Source organism: Allobosea sp. TND4EK4 (assembly GCF_900156025.1).
Taxonomy (GTDB): Bacteria; Pseudomonadota; Alphaproteobacteria; order Rhizobiales; family Beijerinckiaceae; genus Allobosea.
The window spans coordinates 15,590-36,106 of the sequence record NZ_FTMO01000022.1 but is presented as its reverse complement, the minus strand read 5'-3'; the positions used below and the strand labels follow the sequence as shown (position 1 = coordinate 36,106).

Genomic DNA, 20,517 nt, shown 5'->3' with positions numbered 1-20,517 from the left:
CCTATTTCAGGCGAAACGTACCACTGCCGGACTGCGATTATGCCATGAAGGACATCCTCGAACAGCTCGAAACCCGCCGCGAGGGCGCCCGCAAGGGCGGCGGCGAGCGACGCATCGAGGCGCAGCACAAGCGCGGCAAGCTCACCGCCCGCGAACGCATCGTGCTCCTGCTCGACAAGGACTCCTTCGAGGAGTTCGACATGTTCGTGCAGCATCGCGCCGTCGATTTCGGCATGGACAAGGCCGAGAAGATCCCCGGCGACGGCGTCGTCACCGGCTGGGGCACCGTCAACGGCCGCACCGTCTTCGTCTTCTCCAAGGACTTCACCGTCTTCGGCGGCTCGCTCTCCGAGACCCACGCCCAGAAGATCATCAAGATCCAGGACATGGCGCTGAAGATGCGCGCGCCGATCGTCGGCCTGTTCGATGCCGGCGGCGCCCGCATCCAGGAGGGCGTCGCGGCGCTCGGCGGCTATGGCGAGGTCTTCAAGCGGAATGTGCAGGCTTCGGGCGTCATTCCCCAGATCTCGGTGATCATGGGCCCCTGCGCCGGTGGCGACGTCTATTCCCCGGCGATGACCGACTTCATCTTCATGGTCCGCGACACCTCCTACATGTTCGTCACCGGTCCGGAGGTGGTGAAGACCGTCACCAACGAGACGGTGACCTCCGAGGAGCTCGGCGGCGCCAAGGTCCATACCTCCAAGTCCTCGGTCGCCGACGGCTCCTTCGAGAACGATGTCGAGGCGCTGCTGCAGGTGCGCCGCCTGCTCGACTTCCTGCCCGCCAACAACACGGCCGGCGTGCCGGAATGGCCGTCCTTCGACGTGCCCGATCGCGTCGACATGAGCCTCGACACGCTGGTTCCGGACAATCCGAACAAGCCCTACGATATCAAGGAGCTGATCCTGAAGACGGTCGACGAGGGCGACTTCTTCGAGATCCAGCAGGCCTATGCCGGCAATATCGTCACCGGCTTCGGCCGCGTCGAAGGCCGCACCGTCGGCATCGTCGCCAACCAGCCGATGGTGCTGGCCGGCGTGCTCGACTCCGACGCCTCGCGCAAGGCCGCCCGCTTCGTGCGCTATTGCGACGCCTTCGAGATCCCGATCGTCTCGCTCGTCGACGTTCCCGGCTTCCTGCCCGGCACGGCGCAGGAATATGGCGGGCTGATCAAGCATGGCGCCAAGCTGCTCTTCGCCTATAGCGAATGCACCGTGCCGCTGGTCACGATCATCACGCGCAAGGCCTTCGGCGGGGCCTATGACGTGATGGCCTCGAAGCATATCGGCGCCGATGTGAACTATGCCTGGCCGACGGCGCAGATCGCGGTGATGGGCGCCAAGGGCGCGGTCGAGATCATCTTCCGCGGTGGCGACGCCGAAACCATCGCGCGCCAGACCAAGGAATACGAAGACCGCTTCATGTCGCCCTTCGTCGCGGCCGAGCGCGGCTATATCGACGAGGTGATCATGCCGCACTCGACCCGCCGCCGCATCGCCCGGGCACTCGCCATGCTCCGCACCAAGAGCGTCGAACGCCCCTGGCGTAAGCACGACAACATTCCGCTCTGAGATGAGGCAGCCGATGACCGATCGTCACCCCGTCCCTGAGGCAAACGTCGAAAACTTGGCGGAGAGGCTGATCGAGGTGGTCGACCGGGCATCGGACCCACGTCAGGCCGCAGACATGCTCGATGAAGTGTCCGAGCTCCTCTGGCTCGCGAGCAGCTTGGACCCCGCGGCTGAAAACCAGATGAGCCGATCACGCTATCTCTCACAGAGCGGGCGTGGCGACCTGAGCTGAGTTCGACCTCTTGTTGATTTCCTTAGTTGAAGAAGACCAGCGCATGTTCTCGAAGATTCTGATCGCGAACCGCGGCGAGATCGCCTGCCGTGTCATCAAGACGGCGCGGCGGATGGGCATCAAGACCGTCGCCGTCTATTCCGACGCGGATCGCGATGCGCTGCATGTCGAGATGGCCGATGAGGCCGTGCATATCGGCGCAGCCCCCGCCGCCCAGTCCTATCTGCTGATCGACAAGATCATCGAGGCCTGCAAGGCAACCGGTGCCGAGGCCGTGCATCCCGGCTACGGCTTCCTCTCCGAGCGCGAGGCCTTCGCGCAGGCGCTCAAGGATAACGGCATCGTCTTCATCGGCCCCAATCCCGGCGCGATCGCCGCGATGGGCGACAAGATCGAATCGAAGAAGGCGGCGGCTGCCGCCAAGGTTTCGACCGTTCCGGGCTTCCTCGGCATCATCGAGAGCCCCGAGCATGCCGTGACCATCGCCGACGAGATCGGCTATCCCGTGATGATCAAGGCCTCGGCCGGCGGCGGCGGCAAGGGCATGCGCATCGCCCATTCGGCCGGCGAGGTGGCGGAGGGCTTCGCCCGCGCCAAGTCGGAAGCGGCGTCCTCCTTCGGCGACGATCGCGTCTTCGTCGAGAAGTTCATCGTCGATCCCCGCCATATCGAGATCCAGGTCCTCGGCGACAAGCACGGCAACGTCATCTATCTCGGCGAGCGCGAATGCTCGATCCAGCGCCGCAACCAGAAGGTTCTGGAGGAGGCGCCGTCGCCGCTGCTCGACGAGGCGACCCGTCGCAAGATGGGCGAGCAGGCGGTCGCGCTGGCCAAGGCCGTGAACTACGACTCGGCCGGCACGGTCGAGTTCGTCGCCGGGCAGGACAAGTCGTTCTACTTCCTCGAGATGAACACCCGTCTCCAGGTCGAGCATCCCGTGACCGAGATGATCACCGGCATCGACCTCGTCGAACAGATGATCCGGGTAGCCTTCGGCGAGAAGCTCGCGATCGCGCAGGCGGATGTGAAGCTCGATGGCTGGGCGGTGGAGAGCCGCGTCTATGCCGAGGACCCGACGCGCAATTTCCTGCCTTCGACCGGACGGCTCGTGACCTATCGCCCGCCGAGCGAGGGGCCGGATGGCGAGGCCATGGTGCGCAACGATACCGGCGTCTTCGAGGGCGGCGAGATCTCGATCTATTACGACCCGATGATCGCTAAGCTCGTGACCCATGCGCCGACGCGCGAGGCCGCGATCAAGGCGCAGGCGCGCGCGCTCGATGCCTTCGCCATCGACGGCATCCGCCACAACATTCCCTTCGTCGCCGCGGTGATGCAGCATCCGCGCTGGATCGCCGGCAATCTCTCGACCGGCTTCATCGCCGAGGAGTTCCCCGAGGGCTTCTCGCCGCCGGTGCCGCAGGGCGAAACCGCGCAGCACATGGCGGCGATCGCCATCGCCTGCGACCACCGCATGAACCAGCGCAAGCGCAACGTCTCGGCGCAGATGGAGGGCTGGCGCAAGGTCTCCTTCGATCGGCAGCGCATCGTCCAGCTCGGGGCGGAGCGCTTCGAGGGCGAGGTCACGGAGCAGGGCGGGGCGGTCGTCATCGCCTTCCCGGCCGGCAGCATCAGCGTCGTCAGCGACTGGGTGCCGGGCGAGCCGGTCTGGCACGGCACGCTCGACGGCGTGAAGGTCGCGGCGCAGGTCCGGCCGATCCTGAATGGCGTCGCGCTCGGCCATGCCGGCGCCTATGCCAACGCCCATGTCTATACGCAGCGCGAGGCCGAATTGGCCGCGCTGATGCCCGAGAAGGTCGCGGCCGATACCGGCAAGTTCCTGCTCTGCCCGATGCCGGGGCTGGTCAAGGCGATCTCGGTGACCGGGGGGCAGGAGGTCAAGGCCGGCGAGCCGCTCGCCATGGTCGAGGCGATGAAGATGGAGAACGTGCTGCGCGCCGAGAAGGACGTCACCATCGCCAAGATCCTGGCGAAGGAGGGCGACTCGCTCGCGGTCGATGCCGTGATCATGGAATTCGCATGAACTCGGCTGCTCCATCCGACCTTCCCTATCTCGACGCTTTCGCGGCGCCGTCTCATGACGCGTGGCGTGCAGCGGTCGACAAGGTCCTGAAAGGCGCCGATTTCGAGAAGAAGCTCGTTGGGCGCACTGCCGACGGCATTCGCATCGAGCCGCTCTATCTTGCCGCCGCCGCGCCCCAACGCGCCCTGCGGGCCGAGGCCGGGCGCTGGCAAGTCGCTGCCCGGCTTGATCACCCGAAGCCGAGCGAGGCACGCACGCTGGCCCTCGCCGATCTTGAGGGAGGAGCCGACACCCTGACGATCAGCTTTGCCGGCGCGCAGGCAGCCCGCGGCTACGGCCTTCTCGCCGACGATGTCGCGGCGCTCGATACCGCGCTGCAGGGCATGATGCTGGACCTGATCCATCTGCGGCTCGACCCTGCCCCGCAGGCCCGTATCAACGCCCTCCTGCTCGCCGCCCTGATCCAGAAGCGCGGCCATGCGCCGAGCGAGCTCTCGGTCTCCTTCGGCCTCGATCCGATCGGCGTCTTCGCCGGCCGCGGCACGCTCGCCGCGCCCTGGCCGGAGCTGGGCCGCCGGCTGGCGGCGACGATCCGCACGCTGAAGGAGCGCGGCTTCGCCGGGCCGTTCATCGAAGTCGACAGCCGCCCCTATCACGAGGCTGGCGCTAGCGAGGCGCAGGAACTCGGCGCAGTGCTCGCGACCGCCGTCGCCTATCTGCGTACGCTCGAAATGCAGGGCATGCCCCTGTCCGAGGCGCGCGATGCGCTGGCTTTCACGCTGGTCGCGGATACCGACGAGTTCCTGACGGTGGCGAAATTCCGGGCCGCCCGCCTGCTCTGGAACCGCATCCAGCAAGCCTGCGGCCTGACGCCGAAGCCGGCCCGCATCCATGCCGAGACCGCCTGGCGCTCGCTGACGAAGCGCGATCCGAACGTCAACCTGCTGCGCGGCACCGTCGCCGCATTCGCGGCCGGGGTCGGCGGTGCCGATTCGATCGCCGTCCAGCCCTTCACCGCCGCGCTCGGCCTGCCCGATGCCTTCGCGCGCCGCGTCGCCCGCAACACCCAGCTCATCCTGCTGGAGGAGAGCAATCTCTGGCGCGTCGCTGATCCCGCCGCCGGCGCTGGCGGCTTCGAGACACTGACGCAGGCGCTTTGCGAACAAGGCTGGCAGGCTTTCCAGGAGATCGAGCGGCGGCGCAGCGGCAATCTCGGCGGCATCGTCGCGTCCCTGGTCGAAGGCCATCTCCAGAAGGTGCTCGCCGAACAGCGCGCCGCTCGCGCCAAGGCCGTGGCCACGCGTCGCGAACCGATCACCGGAACTAGCGAATTCCCGAATATCCGCGAGGAAATCGCCAAGGTGCTCGCCGTCGCGCCGGTCAAGCTCGACGGCAAGCGCGTGCAGGGCAGCCTGGCCGAGCGCAACCAGGGCGAGATCATCCGCTCCTTCGTCGACGGCGCCGGCCGTGCCGACGCTCTGGCCGGACCCGCTGACGGCTTGCGTGCGGAGCGGCTGCCCTCGCTCCGGCTGGCGGAGCCGTTCGAGGCGCTGCGCGACAAGGCCGACGCCCAGCCGAAGCGCCCGGCCGTCTTCCTGGCGACGCTAGGCCCGATCGCCGATTTCACCGCGCAGGCCGGCTTCGCCCGCAATCTGTTCGAGGCGGGCGGTCTGGCGGCCTCTAGCGGCGACGGCTTTGCCAAGGAGGGCGTGACCGATCTCGATGCGCTTGTGGGCGCCTTCCGTGCCTCGGGCGCGAAGCTCGCCTGCCTCTGCGGCTCGGATGCGGCCTATGCCGCCGAGGGCGCGGCGGCTGCCGAGGCTCTCGCCACGGCCGGCGCCACCGTCTGGCTCGCCGGCCGGCCGGAAGACGGCCAACGGCTGAAAAAGAGCGGGGTAACTTGGACGATTTTTACGGGCTGCGATGCACCTGAAGCTCTTGAATGGGCACAGGCATTCGCCCGAAGCGGGAGTCAGTCATGACCGCGATCCCGGATTTCACGAAGCTCGCCTTTGCCGGGGCTCGCCCCGCCGCCAGCGCGTTGCCCACGGGCGAGAGTTGGCAGACGCCCGAGGATATCCCGGTCAAGCCGGTCTACACCGCCGCCGACCGTGACGGCCTGCCCTTCGTCGAGACGCTGCCCGGCGTCGCGCCCTATCTGCGCGGCCCCTACCCGACCATGTATGTCAACCAGCCCTGGACGATCCGGCAATATGCCGGCTTCTCCACGGCCGAGGATTCGAACGCCTTCTACCGGAGGAACCTCGCCGCCGGGCAGAAGGGGCTCTCGGTCGCCTTCGATCTTGCGACGCATCGCGGCTATGATTCCGACCATCCGCGCGTCGCCGGCGATGTCGGCATGGCCGGTGTCGCGATCGACTCGATCTACGACATGCGCACGCTGTTCTCCGGCATCCCGCTCGACCAGATGAGCGTGTCGATGACGATGAACGGCGCGGTGCTGCCGGTGCTGGCGCTCTATATCGTCGCCGCGGAAGAACAGGGCGTGCCGCAGGCCAAGCTCTCGGGGACCATCCAGAACGACATCCTCAAGGAGTTCATGGTCCGCAACACCTATATCTACCCGCCCTCGCCCTCGATGCGGATCATCGGCGACATCTTCGCCTTCACCTCGGCGAATATGCCGAAGTTCAATTCGATCTCGATCTCCGGCTACCATATGCAGGAGGCTGGGGCGACGCAGGACCTCGAGCTCGGCTACACGCTGGCGGATGGCGTCGAATATATCCGCGCCGGCCAGCGGGCTGGGCTTTCGGTCGACGTCTTCGCGCCGCGCCTGTCGTTCTTCTGGGCCATCGGCATGAACTTCTTCATGGAAGTCGCCAAGATGCGCGCCGCCCGGCTGATCTGGGCCAAGCTCGTCAAGGATTTCGGCGCGCAGAACGAGAAGTCGCTGCCGCTGCGCACCCATTGCCAGACATCCGGCTGGTCGCTGACGGCGCAGGACGTGTTCAACAACGTGCCACGCACGATGATCGAGGCGATGGCGGCGACGCAGGGGCATACCCAGTCGCTGCACACCAACGCGCTCGACGAGGCCTTGGCGCTGCCGACCGATTTCTCTGCCCGCATCGCCCGCAACACCCAGATTCTGCTGCAGCAGGAGAGCGGCACGACTCGGATCATCGATCCCTGGGGCGGCTCCTATTATGTCGAGCGGCTGACCGCCGAGCTCGCCGAGAAGGCCTGGGGCCATATCCAGGAGGTCGAGAAACTGGGTGGCATGGCCAAGGCGATCGAGGCCGGCATCCCGAAGCTGCGCATCGAGGAGGCCGCCGCCAAGACGCAGGCGCGCATCGATGGCGGCCAGCAGGCGATCATCGGCGTCAACTGCTACAAGCCCGACAACGAAGCGGCGATCGACGTGCTCAAGGTCGACAATGCCGCGGTACGCGCCCAGCAGCTCGACAAGCTGAAACGCCTCAAGGCGGAGCGGAACGAGACCGAGGTCGAGGCTGCGCTGACCGCACTGACCAATGGCGCGGCCGGCAACGGCAACCTGCTCGATCTTGCGGTCAAGGCCGCCCGGGCCAAGGCCACCGTCGGCGAGATTTCCATGGCGATGGAACAGGTCTTCGGACGCCACCGGGCCGAGATCAAGGCGATCTCGGGGGTCTACAAGCGGGAGGTCGGCGAGATGAACCCAGCCGTCACGCGCGTCCAATTGATGTGCGAGGCCTTCGAGGAGGCGGACGGGCGCCGCCCGCGCATCCTCGTCGCCAAGATGGGCCAGGACGGGCACGATCGCGGCCAGAAGGTCATCGCCTCGGCCTTCGCCGATCTCGGCTTCGACGTCGATATCGGCCCGCTTTTCGCAACGCCCGACGAAGCAGCGCGGCAGGCGGTCGAGAACGACGTGCATATCGTCGGCGTCTCGTCGCTGGCGGCGGGGCATCTGACGCTGGTGCCGGAATTGAAGGCCGCGCTCGCCAAGGCCGGCCGGCCCGACATCATGATCGTCGTCGGCGGCGTCATCCCGCCGCAGGATTTCGAAGCGCTGATCGAAGCCGGCGCCTCGGCGATCTTCCCGCCCGGAACGGTCATTGCGGACGCCGCCGAGAAGCTGCTGCAGGAACTGAACGAGCGCCTCGGCTACGCCCAGCGAACCGCGGCAGAGTAGGAGAATACTTTGATGAAGATCTTGGTGCCCGTGAAGCGGGTGGTTGATTACAACGTGAAGATCCGCGTGAAAGCGGACGGGTCCGGCGTCGAGCTCGCGAACGTCAAGATGTCGATGAACCCGTTCGACGAGATCGCCGTCGAGGAGGCGCTGCGCCTCAAGGAGGCCGGCAAGGCGACTGAGGTCATCGTGGTCTCGATCGGCCCGGCGCAGGCCGCCGAGACGATCCGCACCGGCCTCGCCATGGGTGCCGATCGCGGCATCCTGGTGAAGGTCGACGGGATCGTCGAGCCGCTCGCCGTCGCCAAGCTCCTGAAGAAGGTCGTCGAGCAGGAGAATCCCGGCCTCGTCATCCTCGGCAAGCAGGCGATCGACGACGACTGCAACCAGACCGGCCAGATGCTCGCCGCCCTCCTCGGCTGGGGCCAGGGAACCTTCGCCTCGAAGGTCGAGCTCGGCACGGATTCGGTCGACGTCACCCGCGAGGTCGATGGCGGCCTGCAGACGGTCTCGCTCAAGCTCCCGGCGATCGTCACCACGGACCTGCGTCTCAACGAGCCGCGCTATGCCTCGTTGCCGAACATCATGAAGGCGAAGAAGAAGCCGCTCGACGAGACCACGGCCGAAGCGCTCGGCGTCGATGTCGCGCCGCGCCTGAAAGTTCTGAAGACGGTCGAGCCCGCCGGCCGCTCCGCCGGCGTCAAGGTGGCCAATGCTGCCGAACTCGTCTCCAAGCTCAAGACCGCCGGGGTGATCTGATGACCACGCTGCTGATCGCCGAACACGACAACGCCTCCGTCAAGGACGCGACCGCCAAGGCGCTGACGGCTGCCGCCAAGCTCGGCGCGCCCGTCCACATCCTCGTCGCTGGTGAGGGCGCCAAGGGCGCGGCCGATGCGGCCGCCAAGCTCGCCGGCGTCGAGAAGGTGCTGCTCGCCGATGACGCGATTTACGGCCATGCCCTGGCCGAGCCGCTCGCCGCGCTGATCGCCAAGCTCGCCGACGGCTACGACGCCGTCGTCGCGCCCTCGACCACGACCGGCAAGAACGTGCTGCCGCGCGTCGCCGCCCTGCTCGACGTGATGCAGGTCTCGGATGTCAGCGCGATCGTCTCGCCCGACACCTTCGAGCGCCCGGTCTATGCCGGCAACGCCATCCAGACGGTGCAGTCGACCGACGCCAAGAAGCTGCTGACCATCCGCACCGCCTCCTTCGCGGCGGCGGGCGAAGGCGGCTCGGCTACGGTCGAGAGCGTCTCGGCGGCCGAGAACCCCGGCAACTCGTCCTTCAAGGGCGAGGAGGTCGCGAAGTCCGACCGTCCGGAACTGGCCTCGGCCAAGATCATCATCTCGGGCGGCCGCGCGCTGGCCTCCGCCGAGAATTTCGGCAAGGTGATCGAGCCCGTCGCCGACAAGCTCGGCGCCGCGATGGGCGCCTCGCGCGCCGCGGTCGATGCCGGCTACGCCCCGAACGACTGGCAGGTCGGCCAGACCGGCAAGGTCGTGGCGCCCGAGCTCTACATCGCGGTCGGCATTTCTGGCGCCATCCAGCATCTCGCCGGCATGAAGGACTCCAAGGTCATCGTCGCCATCAACAAGGACGAGGAAGCCCCGATCTTCCAGATCGCCGATTACGGCCTCGTCGGTGACCTGTTCACCGTCCTGCCGGAACTCGACGCCGAACTCGCCAAAGCCGGCAAGTAAGGCCGGCGCCGTCCTTCCGGGCCGCCTCTGCGGTGTTCAAGGCATTGTTGCCGTTGGTCCGGTGTGATCTGTCTGATGCAAAGCTGGCCGAGGCGCTCGATAACTGCGCCTCGGCCAGCTTTGCCGTGGATTCTCATGCTGCCAGGCAACGCAGGAGCGGTTGGCATCCGCGCCTGCGCTCATGCGGCAGTAACGGGTCGATCAATTCCCATTCAGAATCCAAAAAGCCGATCCGGTCGTCCAAATTGGCCTCCAAAAGGCGATCTTGAAGGAAGCCGGTATGATGCCACCAAGCTTTTCCCACGAAACCCAGTTCTCCGCAGCATAATTGCGTTGTGTGTTGTGATGGCCGGTTGGGGTTGCCTTAGGCCTCCTTTGCAAAGCTGGATCAGCTGAGCCTCAGGGCAAGGCGTGTCGTATCGTTCTCATGACATGATTCATGTTTGAAGCTCTGGCAGATTCACGAACAAGTCCAGTGCCTCCGGATTTGCCAGCGCATCCTTGTTCGTCACCATGCGGCCGTGGATAAGGTCGCGAACCACCAATTCTGTGACCTTTCCCGATTTAGTGCGGGGGATGTCGGCAACGGCGACGATGCGGGCGGGGACATGCCGTGGGCTCGCGCCGGTGCGGATCTGGGTCTGGATTTTCTGAGTCAGCGCTGAATCCAACGAAACACCCGCTGCAAGGCGCACGAACAGGACGACGCGGACATCGTCTTCCCAGCTTTGCCCGACGCAGAGCGCCTCGACGATTTCCTCGAGCTGCTCGACTTGATTGTAGATTTCCGCAGTGCCGATGCGGACGCCCCCCGGGTTCAAAGTGGCATCGGAGCGCCCATAGATGATCATGCCGCCGCGCTGTGTCCATTCAGCGAAGTCGCCGTGGCACCAGATCTGGTCGAACCGCTCGAAATAAGCTGATCGATACTTCGCGCCATCGGGGTCGTTCCAAAAGCCGATCGGCATCGAAGGAAACGCTGCGGTACAGACCAGCTCGCCCTTTTCGCCGCGTACCGGACACCCGTCATCGTTCCAAACATCGACAGCCATGCCGAGGGCAGGTCCCTGGATTTCGCCGATCCACACTGGCTCGGTTGGAATGCCTGTGACGAAAGAGGCCACAATGTCCGTTCCGCCGGAGACAGAGGCTAGGTGAACATCGTCCTTGATGTGCGAATAAACATAGGTGAAACTGTCCGGCGCCAAAGCCGAGCCGGTCGAAAGGATAGCTTTCAGGCTCGAAAGATCATGGGTCTTTTTCGGGTTTAACTCGGCCTTGCGCACCGCATCGATATATTTGGCAGAGGTGCCGAAATAGGTCATTTTTTCGGCTTCGGCGTAATCGAACATTGCGTTGGCCTGCGGATAGAACGGCGAGCCATCATAAAGCAGCAGGGTCGCCTCGCTGGCGAGGTTTGATACCAACCAGTTCCACATCATCCAGCTGCAAGTGGCGAACCAGAAGAAGCGCTCCCCCGGCAGCACGCCGGCATGCAGCTTTTGCTCCTTGAGATGCTGGATCAGCGTGCCGCCCGCCGAATGCACGATGCATTTTGGAATGCCGGTGGTGCCTGATGAGAACAGGATATAGAGGGGGTGGTCGAAGGGCTGTCGCGCGAAATCGATCGTCTTCGTCGTGTAGGGAGCTATTGCGTCCTCCAGCGACATCGCGCCGGGGATGGTGGGTGCCACCTGCCGCGCCGTGCCGAGATAGTCGACGATGATAGTCGCGCGGACCGATGGCAGCTTTGTCGCGATCTCTTTGACCTTGGCCGACACGTCATTCTGCTTGCCGGCGTACCAGTACCCGTCCGGAGCGATGAATATCACCGGCTCGATCTGCCTGAAGCGATCGAGCACGCCCTGTGAGCCGAAATCGGGCGAGCAGGATGACCAGACCGCGCCCAGTGACGCGGTAGCGAGCATGGCCGCCACGGTCTCCGGCATGTTTGGCATCATCCCAGCGACACGGTCGCCTGCCTTAACGCCATGGGCCTCGAATAGCTGGCGGATGCGCGACATCATGGCCGCAAGTTCGTCCCAGGACCAGCGGCGAGCGACCTTATTCTCTCCGCGGAATATAATCGCGTCGGAGCTACCGCGGCGGCGCAACAGGTTCTCGGCAAAGTTCAACCGGGCGTCGGGGAAGAACCGCGCGCCGCGCATTGCGGCTCCATCCTGAAGAACGCGGGTTCCCTTTTCGCCGATGACACCGCAGAAATCCCAAATCAGACTCCAGAAGGCGTCCCGGTCCTCGACCGACCATCGGTGTAGCGCAGCGTAGTCGACAATAGGCCTCCCGGATACTTCAGCTGCACGGCGCATGAAGGCCGTCATCGGTTCGGAGGCGATTCTGTCAGGAGATGGTTCCCAAAGCGGAGCGGTCATCCGGTTGTCCCTAGTTGATCTCGAACAGGCCGGCAGCGCCCATGCCGCCGCCCACGCACATGGTCACGACGGCGTAGCGAACGCCGCGCCGCTTGCCTTCGATCAACGCGTGGCCCGCCAGCCGCGCGCCGCTCATGCCATAGGGGTGGCCGAGGGCGATTGCGCCGCCGTTGACGTTCAGCGTTTCGGGGGCGATCCCGAGCCGGTCACGACAGTAGAGCACCTGCACGGCGAAGGCCTCGTTGAGCTCCCAGAGTCCGATGTCGTCGATACTGAGGCCGTGGCGTTCGAGTAGTCGCGGCACAGCGAAGACCGGGCCGATACCCATCTCGTTGGGCTCGCAACCGGCAACGGCAAACCCGCGGAAGATGCCGAGCGGCGAAAGACCACGCTTCGAGGCTTCCCGCCCGTCCATCATCACGGCGGCCGATGCGCCATCAGACAGCTGGCTGGCGTTGCCGGCCGTGACCGTGCCGCCTTCCCGCACCGGCTTGAGCCCGGAAAGGCCCTGAGCGGTCGTATCACCGCGCGGTCCCTCGTCATGAGCGATCTCCACCTCGCGGTGGCTGACCTGCTTGGTTTCCTTGTCGATCACGGCCATACGCGCCGTGATCGGCGCGATCTCGGACGAAAACCGGCCGGCCTCGCGGGCGACGGCGACCCGTCGCTGGCTTTCCAGACCGTATTCATCCTGCTGTTTGCGGCTGATGCCGTAGCGCTTGGCAACAACCTCGGCTGTGTCGATCATCGGCATGTAGACGTCAGGCTTCACTGCCATCACATTCTCGTCGATCAGGCGGAAGGTGTTGCGATGCTCGTTTTGCACGAGGCTGATCGATTCCAGCCCACCTGCGATACCGGCGGTCAGACCGTCATTGCGAATCGCGTTGGCCAGTACTGCCATTGCATTGAGGCCCGATGAGCATTGGCGGTCGATCGTGGTGCCCGCAACCGTTGCCGGAAGGCCAGCCGCCAGCAGCGCACGGCGAGCAGCATTGAGGCCGGTCGTGCCCTCCTGCATGGCGCAGCCCAGCACCACGTCCTCGATCTCGGCGCCGTCGAGCCCTGCACGTGCGAGCGCATGCTTGATCGCGTGGGCGCCGAGCGTGGCGCCGGGTGTATCGTTGAGGCCCCCGCGATAAGCCTTGCCGATCGGTGTGCGGGCAGTCGAAACGATAACAGCGTCGCGCATGGGCGATTCCCCCCCCATCACATCGGGCAGGCTCCTTCGTCAGGCGCCTCTCAACCGTCAATGCGATGCGGAGAACTTAGCCATGGACCTGTGGACGACGGAGTAGTAGAAACACTACATGTTGGCACTTCGTCGGGACGCTTCCCTTGGCATTGAAGACATCCCGCTCCCCGCCGTAATCGGGTCGTTTCGGGTGATGAGGGAATGCAATCAAGCGTTCTGCGAGCTTTTTGAGTATGAAAAACAACAAATTATCGGGAAAAGTTTCCGCATTATCTATCCTAATGATGATGAATACATAAGCAGAGGAAAAAGCTGGAAGCTGAACCTCGAAAACAAACTCTTCCACGTTGATGAGCGCTTCATGAGCAAGTCGGATGGTGAGAGATTCTGGTGTCGTGTGCACGGAAAGGCGCTAAACCGTAACAACCCGACTTCACATGCAATCTGGTTGATTCAGCCTATAAGCTGGCCTGTGGCCGTTGCCCGCCCGGCCCTGACAAGAAGGCAACTGCAGATCGTCGGGCTCGTCGCGCAAGGCATGAGCAATCACGGCATTGCGCAGGAAGTCGGCATATCCGTGCGCACCGCCGAGACGCATCGATCACGGATCATGAAAAAGGTCGGCGTGAGGAATGCAGCGGAACTAGCGTCGTGGTTCGGCGGATTGCGGCAGCCGGGCTTTCCTCGCGCCGTCCGATAACTTGATCGGGTGAGCCGGGGCTGGCGCCGCGCCGTGTCAAGACTTGCCGCTGAATGACGACACGTCGGCAGGGTGGCTTTCAGCTAGAGCATTTTCGCGCTTCGTTAAAACGAGGAAAAGCTCTTTTCAGGCAAGCTGGCGGCCATTTCGACCGAAGATGCTCTACTCGTCGGTTCGCGCCGAGCAGCCGTTCAAAAAGATTCGGACGATCGTCGTCCCGAGTTCATCAAAGCTACGCTGCCCTTTAGGCTTGAACCACTCAAGCGCCCAGTTCATCGAGCTGAGTAGCAGGAGGCGGGCAAAGCGCAGGTCGACATCGGTCGCCACAACACCCTCGCGCACACCTTGGGCAAACAGATCGGCCCAAAGCTGCTCGTACGCGTCTCTGGTTTTAATATTTTTCGTTCGGGCGCCAAGCGGAGCCTGCTTGAACTCGCGAATATGGGTGGCCGTATAGTGACGGTGCAGAAAAAATGCGTTGAGGTGCGCACGGATTGCCGCATGGAACCTATCGGAAAACCCGACATCTTTGCCCAATTGCTCAAGCTCCGCTTTCACGGCGTTGGCGATGAGCTCAATACCCAATTCGAGGACTTCGGCAACGATTTCATCCTTGGATTTGAAATGATAGTATAGGCTGCCAGCCTGGATGCCACATTCTTTCGCAATTTGGCGCATTGACGTAGACGCTATACTGTTTTCCGAAAAAAGTCTCGCGGATTCGTCCAATATCCGCTGCCGCATATCGGGTGAAGATTGCTCCAGTGTCATTTTGTCGAGATCGCATTTCCGATTTTCTGGAGGCTACATAGATTTTGGTGAATTTCTGTCAAGTAGGGCCCATTTTCGATCATTAGCGAGTTTCTCAGGATTTCGATTTCCCGGCCATTTTCAGCTCTAGAGCAGTTTTGGAGCGCGCCAGCAAGTCGGCGCATTGCGAGATTTCAAAAAATTATCTGCAAAAATATTTGATTTCGACAGAGACGATATCGATTTTTTAAGTAAATCTGGCCATAGCGATAAGTAAAACTCATGTATTAATTTCACATAGGCGAATATTTGGTGATTAAAAAACCTATTTGAACTGCCCGCAGCCGGTCGGCGCCGCGGCGACCTGTCGCAAGTTGTCGTGATATCTCCAGACGAGAATTTTTTCGGCAACCATGCGGTTTACATGCGCGTGTGTCTCGCTGAAAGCGAAGCCGCGCTGGTGCGGGTCGAGTGGACGCGGAAAAAGCACCGGCAAGAGCTCCGCCAAAGTCATGAATTTGGACCGGCAGGCGTCCGTGATAAGGGCGCAGCGGTGCTGGTGATGACTGATCAGTTCCGAGCAACGGTGATGGAGGCCGATGAATGGCAGCTGGTGGCCGGGCAGAACCAGCGTATCCGCCGGCAGGCTGGACATCAGAGCGTGAAGCGAACGCAGATATAAGCCCAGCGGGTCTCCGTCCGGTTCGATAGCCCAGACGCTGATGTTGGGAGTAATCTTTGCGATGACCTGATCGGCAGCAAGCAGGATATGGTCTTGGGGCGAAAAGAGCATGATCTGCTCCGGTGCGTGGCCATCGCCTGAAAGGACGTCGAACCGTCGCCCGCCCAGCAGGAGATGATCTCCCGCCACGAGCCGGCGAAAGGTTAGCGGCAAAGGCGCAACCATTCTTTGATACGCATGGCCCTGCGTACTGACGATTGACGCCATTTCCTCCGTCAGGCCATGCTGCACGTAGAAGTCGCGGTAGGGTCGTGCTTCTAGCGCGCCGGGATCGAGGGCAAGATTGATGCAGCTGAGATATGACGCCTGACTGGTCAGAAGCGGAACGTTGAAGCGTTCGCAAAGCCAGCCAGCCAGCCCGATATGGTCGGGGTGATAATGAGTGATGATCACCTTCGTGATTGTCCATCCTGCCAAAGGGCCGGACAAGAGCGCCTCCCATGCGGCCTTGGCGTCATCATGCGCTATCCCCGTATCGACGATGGCCCAGCCCTCGTCGTCCTGGATAAGGTAAACATTGACGTGGTTGAGTTGGAAGGGCAGCGGGATGCGTGCCCAGAAGATACCGGGCGCTACCTCGAATATTTGGCCGGGGCCAGGCGCGTCGACGAACGGGTATCGCGGGGCGTCCTCCAGGGGCATAGGCGGCATCTTCGCGTCGATCCTTCGCATTGCTTCTTTCCATAGTGAGGTGGGACGACAGCTTAGAAGGGAGTCGTCCCAAGGTCGTTGCGCCAGCCGAAATCGCTCCAGGGATCGGGCTTCGATCAGATGGCGTCTGCCCGCCGCAGCGCGGAGATCGCCTCGGGAGACGTGCCCCAGGCGCGCAGGATCTCTTCGGTATGTTCGCTGGGGGCAGAGGGTGCGCGCGGCACCACCGTAGGCGTGCCGCTGAACCGTACGGCCGGTCCCGGCTGGACCACGCCGGCAATCTCGATGAACGAGCCCCGATCGCGGTTGTGCGGATGCTGGATGGCTTCGTCCCAATCAAGCACCGGGCTCAGGCACGCATCCGCGTTCTCGAACAAGGCCGCCCAGTCGTCTCGCGGCCTGGTCCGGATGATCTCAGCCAACTGCTGCTTCAGCTGCGGCCAGCTTTCCTTGTCATGCTGCTTCGCAAAGGCTTGGTCTCCCGTTCCGAGTAGCGAGAGAAATTCTGCATAGAATTGTGGCTCGATCGCGCCGACCGCGACGAATTTCCCGTCCGCACATTCATATGTGTCGTAGAAGTGCGCGGCGCCGTCGAGCAGATTGTCATGTCGTTCGCTCGACCACGCGCCCGCTGCTTTGAACCCGAACACCATCGCGGCGAGAAGTGCGGCGCTATCGGTCATCGCGGCATCTACGACCTGCCCCGCGCCGGTCATTCGCGCTGAAAGAAGAGCGCAGACTACGCCAAATGCGAACTGGGTTCCGCCGCCGAAATCGCCCACCACATTGAGCGGAACGACGGGCGGCGCGCCTTTGCGACCGATTGCGTTGAGCAGGCCCGACAGGGCAATGTAATTGATGTCATGACCTGCCCGCGACGAGAGCGGGCCTTCCTGGCCCCATCCGGTCATTCTGCCGAAGACCAGCCGCGGGTTGCGTTCGAGGCAGGCGTCCGGCGCGAGGCCGAGCCTTTCCATGACGCCAGGCCGAAATCCTTCGATGAGGGCATCGGCTTTTTCGATAAGGTCGAGCAGGACCCCACGGGCGCCGGGCTTCTTAAGGTCGATCGCCATCGAACGCCGTCCGCGCGCGAGGACGTCGTAGCGCGTGTTCAGCAATGGCAGGACAGGCTTCGCGCCTTTTGCATGCACACGAATGACTTCGGCTCCCATGTCGGAGAGCAGCATTGCCGCAAAAGGGCAGGGGCCGATGCCTGCCATCTCGATGATGCGAATGCCGGCGAGCGGGCCACTCACGGCTGTTGTCCAGCCACAGAGGGGGGAGCCGCTTCGCCGTAGCCTGCAGGTCTGACAGGGCAAGGAATCGCTGCCTTGTTGCTCATTTGAATGTCTCCTCCGGGGGGGGGGGCTTGCGACCTTAACTACGGCTTCGGAATTGCGGCTGGGCAACTGTCACCGCCAGTCGGGTGAAAAGCTCGATTGACAAAGCGCAGCGTGTGTCTTTACTACAGAACAAACGTTAGGTAGTCAAAGGGAGGTGGCGATGAACGGGCTCTTGAAGTTCTCACTAGGCATGAGCATGGCGCTTTCTGTGATGTCGTCCGAGGGGCGCGCGCAGGATGTGAAGGTCGGAGTGATTTACGACGCGACCGGTCCGGTTGCGACGCAAAGCGTTCCGTATGCAAAGGGCGTGCAGGCGGCTATTCGCTCGATCAACCTGAATGGCGGCATCAATGGCAAGAAAATCACCGCCCTGGTTGAGGATTACGGCTATCAGATCCCGCGCGCATTCACGGCCTATAAGAAGCTGAAGGGCGCCGGGGCTGTCGCCATCCAGGGGTTCGGTAGCGGTGACACTGAGGCTCTCATGGAGACCGTGGCGAAGGACAAGATGCCCTGGTTCTCGGCATCCTACGCGGCCAGTCTCGCCGATCCCAAGGGCGCTCCTTACAATTACTTTGCTGGTGCTGACTATTCCAGCCAGGCTCGCGCCGGATTGAAGCATATCGCAGACAACTGGGCCGACACGACGCGTCGGCCGACGCTCGCGATCATCTATACGGACAATGCGTTCGGCAAAAGTGTCCTTCCGGCGATTGAAAGCTATGCCGCCGAGCTCAAGATCAAGGTCGTCGGGAAGGAAGTGGTCAACCCGGGCGCGTTGGATGCGGTCAGTGCGGTAACGCGCCTCAAGGATTTGAAGCCGGACTATATTTGGCTCCAGCAGATCGCCTCGACGGTCGCTCCCATCGTGCGTGATGCGAAGAAGGTCGGGCTCAACACGAGCTTCTACGGCGGTGTGTGGACCTACGACCCCAATCTGATCAAGCTTGCCGGCCCTGCCATCGAGGGACTGGTCTCGGTTCAGATCGCCGCGCTGAGCGCGCGCGGGTTGCCGGTCGAGGCTGCAGTGAGGGCTGCTGCCGAAAATCCAGGTGACGTGGACGATCACAACTTCCTGCGGGGCTGGGTGGCGATGATTGCCCTTGGCGATGGCATGAAAGCCGCTGACGCGGCCGGCAACCTGACTGGCGAGGGGATCAAGACGGCGCTCGATTCCGGAAAGCCGATCGATGTCGGCGGGCTGATGCCGCCGTTGGTCTATTCCCCAACCGATCATCGCTCGGGCGATACCGTATTCATCTACCGGATCGCCGATCAAAAGCCGGTCCTGTTGGGAGAAGTGGTGCTCGAACGGCGCGCCGACTGGCTCGGCAAATAGGCTCCTGGCCGATTTCTTAGGCGAGTGGCCCGTTGCCGCGCCACTCGCGGTCCCTCACCCTCACGATCAGACCGGTATCATGCCCAAATTGAAGACGCGGATCGACCGAGCCAGCGCCGATTTTCAACGCAACCACGCCGACAATACGGCATTGGCCGAGTTGCTGCGGGAGCGTCAGTCCTGGGTGGTGTCGGGTAATCGTGAGCGGGAGATTCGTCGCCATCTGGATCGGGGCAAGATGCTGGTTCGCGATCGCATCAACTGCGTCGTCGATCCCTGCTCGCCGTTTCTCGAACTATCGACCCTCGCGGCGTTCGGACAGTATGACGATCAGTCTCCCGGCGCGGGAATTGTGACCGGCATCGGCATGATTCATGGCATCCATGTCATGATTATCGCCAATGACGCCACCGTAAAGGGTGGCACGCTGTTCCCTCAAAGCGTGGAAAAGCATATTCGGGCTCAGCGGATTGCCGAGGAAAATCGCCTCCCTTGTCTGTACCTGGTTGATTCAGGCGGCGCTTTCCTGCCAACGCAGGACCGCTCGTTCCCCGGCAAGGACCATTTCGGGAAGTCCTTCTTCAACCAGTGTCAGATGTCGACGGCTGGTTTGCCGCAGATTTCGGTTGTTCTTGGCGGCTGTACGGCAGGGGGCGCATACGTGCCGGCCCTATCCGACGAGGTGATTATCGTAAGGGGGATTGGACGGATTTTCCTCGGTGGCCCGCCCATCGTAAAGGCTGCCCTCAAGGAAATCGTCGACGCTGAAACCCTGGGAGGCGCGGAGCTCCATACCTACAAGTCCGGCGTCTCCGATCTGATGGTGGACACCGAGGAGCAGGCCTATAGCGCGGTTCGGTCCATTTTTGAGAGCCTGAATTGGCCCAGGCAGAATACGTTCGACCGTCGGCCTGTGAGCGCGCCCTTGTATGATCCGGAAGAGTTGTCCGGCATTGTCCCGACCGATTACAAGGTTGGCTATGACGTTCGCGAGGTGATCGCGCGCCTTGTCGATGGCAGCGACTTCCAGGAGTTCAAGCCCGCCTACGGCACGACGATCGTCACCGGCTTCGCCTTTATCCATGGTTATCCGATTGGGATCGTTGCCAATAACGGCATCCTGTTTTCCGAATCCGCGTTGAAGGCCACACATTTCATCGAGCTGTGCAACCAGCGTGGCACGCCGCTGCTCTTCTTGCAGAACACGACTGGCTACATGGTCGGCCAGCAAGCCGAAGAGGCCGGCATCGCCAAGGATGGTGCCAAGATGGTTGCCGCCGTCGCTTGCGCAACCGTGCCGAAATACACCGTGCTGATCGGAGCCTCTTTTGGCGCTGGAAACTACGGCATGTGCGGGCGCGGATTTGAGCCGCGTTTCCTGTTCGCCTGGCCAAACTCGAAGATCGCGACGATGAGCTCGGAAACGGCGGAGACCGTGCTGGTCGATATCCGCCGCAGCGGCCTCAAGGGGGGGACCGAGGAAGAGCTTGAGGAGCTCAAGCTGGGCGTGCGCCAGCAATACGAAACCCAGAGCGACCCATTCTACGCCACCTCGCGCCTTTGGGATGATGGCATCATCGAACCAGGGCAGACACGAGACGTGCTCGGATTGTGTTTGAGCCTTGCCGATCGCGTGCCACGGGCGCCGGCGCGCTTTCGCGTTTTCCGTATGTAGGGTGCAGTAATGTACGAGACTTTGATCGTAGAGACCGA

Annotated in this window: 15 protein-coding genes; 10 read left to right on the top strand and 5 right to left on the bottom strand. The window is 63.1% G+C overall.

The window, feature by feature from the left end; translation table 11 throughout:
- Positions 1-44 precede the first annotated feature (44 nt).
- The 7 genes from BW981_RS19800 to BW981_RS19770 are packed head-to-tail and all read left to right on the top strand — an operon-like array spanning position 45 to position 9,694.
- Positions 45-1,574 (top strand): acyl-CoA carboxylase subunit beta, encoded by a 1,530-nt coding sequence (locus BW981_RS19800; protein ID WP_076442347.1) that lies wholly within the window; start codon positions 45-47, stop codon positions 1,572-1,574.
- 13 nt (positions 1,575-1,587) lie between these two features.
- Complete coding sequence (locus BW981_RS19795; RefSeq protein ID WP_139333861.1) at positions 1,588-1,806, top strand: hypothetical protein; 219 nt, start codon at positions 1,588-1,590, stop codon at positions 1,804-1,806.
- A 43-nt stretch (positions 1,807-1,849) separates the two neighbouring features.
- Positions 1,850-3,850, top strand: a complete 2,001-nt coding sequence (locus BW981_RS19790; protein ID WP_076442344.1) for an acetyl-CoA carboxylase biotin carboxylase subunit — start codon at positions 1,850-1,852, stop codon at positions 3,848-3,850.
- The gene (locus BW981_RS19785; protein WP_076442342.1) at positions 3,847-5,832 is read left to right on the top strand and encodes a methylmalonyl-CoA mutase subunit beta; all 1,986 of its coding nucleotides are present in this window, start codon (positions 3,847-3,849) and stop codon (positions 5,830-5,832) included. Before BW981_RS19790 ends, BW981_RS19785 begins: the two co-directional genes overlap by 4 nt.
- The gene (gene scpA / locus BW981_RS19780) at positions 5,829-7,991 is read left to right on the top strand and encodes a methylmalonyl-CoA mutase (protein ID WP_076442341.1); all 2,163 of its coding nucleotides are present in this window, start codon (positions 5,829-5,831) and stop codon (positions 7,989-7,991) included. The genes BW981_RS19785 and scpA overlap by 4 nt, the downstream gene beginning before the upstream one ends.
- A 12-nt stretch (positions 7,992-8,003) precedes the next feature.
- The gene (locus tag BW981_RS19775; RefSeq protein WP_076442339.1) at positions 8,004-8,750 is read left to right on the top strand and encodes an electron transfer flavoprotein subunit beta/FixA family protein; all 747 of its coding nucleotides are present in this window, start codon (positions 8,004-8,006) and stop codon (positions 8,748-8,750) included.
- Positions 8,750-9,694, top strand: a complete 945-nt coding sequence (locus tag BW981_RS19770; protein ID WP_076442338.1) for an electron transfer flavoprotein subunit alpha/FixB family protein — start codon at positions 8,750-8,752, stop codon at positions 9,692-9,694. The genes BW981_RS19775 and BW981_RS19770 overlap by 1 nt, the downstream gene beginning before the upstream one ends.
- A gap of 437 nt (positions 9,695-10,131) precedes the next feature.
- Here the strand turns inward: BW981_RS19770 and BW981_RS19765 are convergent, their stop codons facing one another.
- Together BW981_RS19765 and BW981_RS19760 are read right to left on the bottom strand one after the other, a co-directional pair.
- Positions 10,132-12,084: an acetoacetate--CoA ligase gene (locus tag BW981_RS19765; protein ID WP_076442336.1), complete on the bottom strand. Its 1,953-nt coding sequence runs from the start codon at positions 12,082-12,084 to the stop codon at positions 10,132-10,134.
- A 10-nt stretch (positions 12,085-12,094) separates the two neighbouring features.
- Positions 12,095-13,276 carry an acetyl-CoA C-acyltransferase gene (locus tag BW981_RS19760; RefSeq protein ID WP_076442334.1) on the bottom strand — a complete coding sequence of 394 codons (1,182 nt, stop codon included), beginning with the start codon at positions 13,274-13,276 and terminating at the stop codon, positions 12,095-12,097.
- A gap of 118 nt (positions 13,277-13,394) precedes the next feature.
- Between BW981_RS19760 and BW981_RS19755 the strand changes: the two genes are divergently transcribed.
- Positions 13,395-13,979 carry a PAS and helix-turn-helix domain-containing protein gene (locus BW981_RS19755; RefSeq protein ID WP_076442333.1) on the top strand — a complete coding sequence of 195 codons (585 nt, stop codon included), beginning with the start codon at positions 13,395-13,397 and terminating at the stop codon, positions 13,977-13,979.
- A gap of 162 nt (positions 13,980-14,141) precedes the next feature.
- On the opposite strand, the gene BW981_RS19750 is transcribed toward BW981_RS19755, so the two are convergent.
- The 3 genes from BW981_RS19750 to BW981_RS19740 form a co-directional block, all read right to left on the bottom strand.
- Positions 14,142-14,750: a TetR/AcrR family transcriptional regulator gene (locus tag BW981_RS19750; RefSeq protein ID WP_076442331.1), complete on the bottom strand. Its 609-nt coding sequence runs from the start codon at positions 14,748-14,750 to the stop codon at positions 14,142-14,144.
- 304 nt (positions 14,751-15,054) lie between these two features.
- On the bottom strand, positions 15,055-16,113 hold the full coding sequence (locus BW981_RS19745) for an MBL fold metallo-hydrolase (RefSeq protein ID WP_076442378.1): 1,059 nt from the start codon (positions 16,111-16,113) through the stop codon (positions 15,055-15,057).
- A 125-nt stretch (positions 16,114-16,238) separates the two neighbouring features.
- Complete coding sequence (locus BW981_RS19740) at positions 16,239-17,378, bottom strand: CaiB/BaiF CoA transferase family protein (protein WP_076442330.1); 1,140 nt, start codon at positions 17,376-17,378, stop codon at positions 16,239-16,241.
- Between the two features lie 247 nt (positions 17,379-17,625).
- Here BW981_RS19740 and BW981_RS19735 point away from each other — a divergent pair, with 247 nt between their 5' ends.
- Positions 17,626-18,804 (top strand): ABC transporter substrate-binding protein, encoded by a 1,179-nt coding sequence (locus BW981_RS19735; RefSeq protein ID WP_076442328.1) that lies wholly within the window; start codon positions 17,626-17,628, stop codon positions 18,802-18,804.
- A 79-nt stretch (positions 18,805-18,883) separates the two neighbouring features.
- On the top strand, positions 18,884-20,479 hold the full coding sequence (locus BW981_RS19730) for an acyl-CoA carboxylase subunit beta (RefSeq protein ID WP_076442326.1): 1,596 nt from the start codon (positions 18,884-18,886) through the stop codon (positions 20,477-20,479).
- Positions 20,480-20,517: the final 38 nt, after the last annotated feature.

Bases quoted from the DNA above. Each gene is read 5' to 3' on its own strand.
- BW981_RS19800 (WP_076442347.1), top strand. From the start codon at position 45: ATGAAGGACATCCTCGAACAGCTCGAAACCCGCCGCGAGGGCGCCCGC.
- BW981_RS19770 (WP_076442338.1), top strand. From the start codon at position 8,750: ATGACCACGCTGCTGATCGCCGAACACGACAACGCCTCCGTCAAGGAC.
- BW981_RS19765 (WP_076442336.1), bottom strand. From the start codon at position 12,084: ATGACCGCTCCGCTTTGGGAACCATCTCCTGACAGAATCGCCTCCGAA.
- BW981_RS19735 (WP_076442328.1), top strand. From the start codon at position 17,626: ATGAACGGGCTCTTGAAGTTCTCACTAGGCATGAGCATGGCGCTTTCT.
- BW981_RS19745 (WP_076442378.1), bottom strand. From the start codon at position 16,113: ATGCCCCTGGAGGACGCCCCGCGATACCCGTTCGTCGACGCGCCTGGC.
- scpA (WP_076442341.1), top strand. From the start codon at position 5,829: ATGACCGCGATCCCGGATTTCACGAAGCTCGCCTTTGCCGGGGCTCGC.
- BW981_RS19730 (WP_076442326.1), top strand. From the start codon at position 18,884: ATGCCCAAATTGAAGACGCGGATCGACCGAGCCAGCGCCGATTTTCAA.
- BW981_RS19775 (WP_076442339.1), top strand. From the start codon at position 8,004: ATGAAGATCTTGGTGCCCGTGAAGCGGGTGGTTGATTACAACGTGAAG.
- BW981_RS19760 (WP_076442334.1), bottom strand. From the start codon at position 13,276: ATGCGCGACGCTGTTATCGTTTCGACTGCCCGCACACCGATCGGCAAG.
- BW981_RS19785 (WP_076442342.1), top strand. From the start codon at position 3,847: ATGAACTCGGCTGCTCCATCCGACCTTCCCTATCTCGACGCTTTCGCG.
- BW981_RS19790 (WP_076442344.1), top strand. From the start codon at position 1,850: ATGTTCTCGAAGATTCTGATCGCGAACCGCGGCGAGATCGCCTGCCGT.
- BW981_RS19795 (WP_139333861.1), top strand. From the start codon at position 1,588: ATGACCGATCGTCACCCCGTCCCTGAGGCAAACGTCGAAAACTTGGCG.
- BW981_RS19750 (WP_076442331.1), bottom strand. From the start codon at position 14,750: ATGACACTGGAGCAATCTTCACCCGATATGCGGCAGCGGATATTGGAC.
- BW981_RS19755 (WP_076442333.1), top strand. From the start codon at position 13,395: ATGTTGGCACTTCGTCGGGACGCTTCCCTTGGCATTGAAGACATCCCG.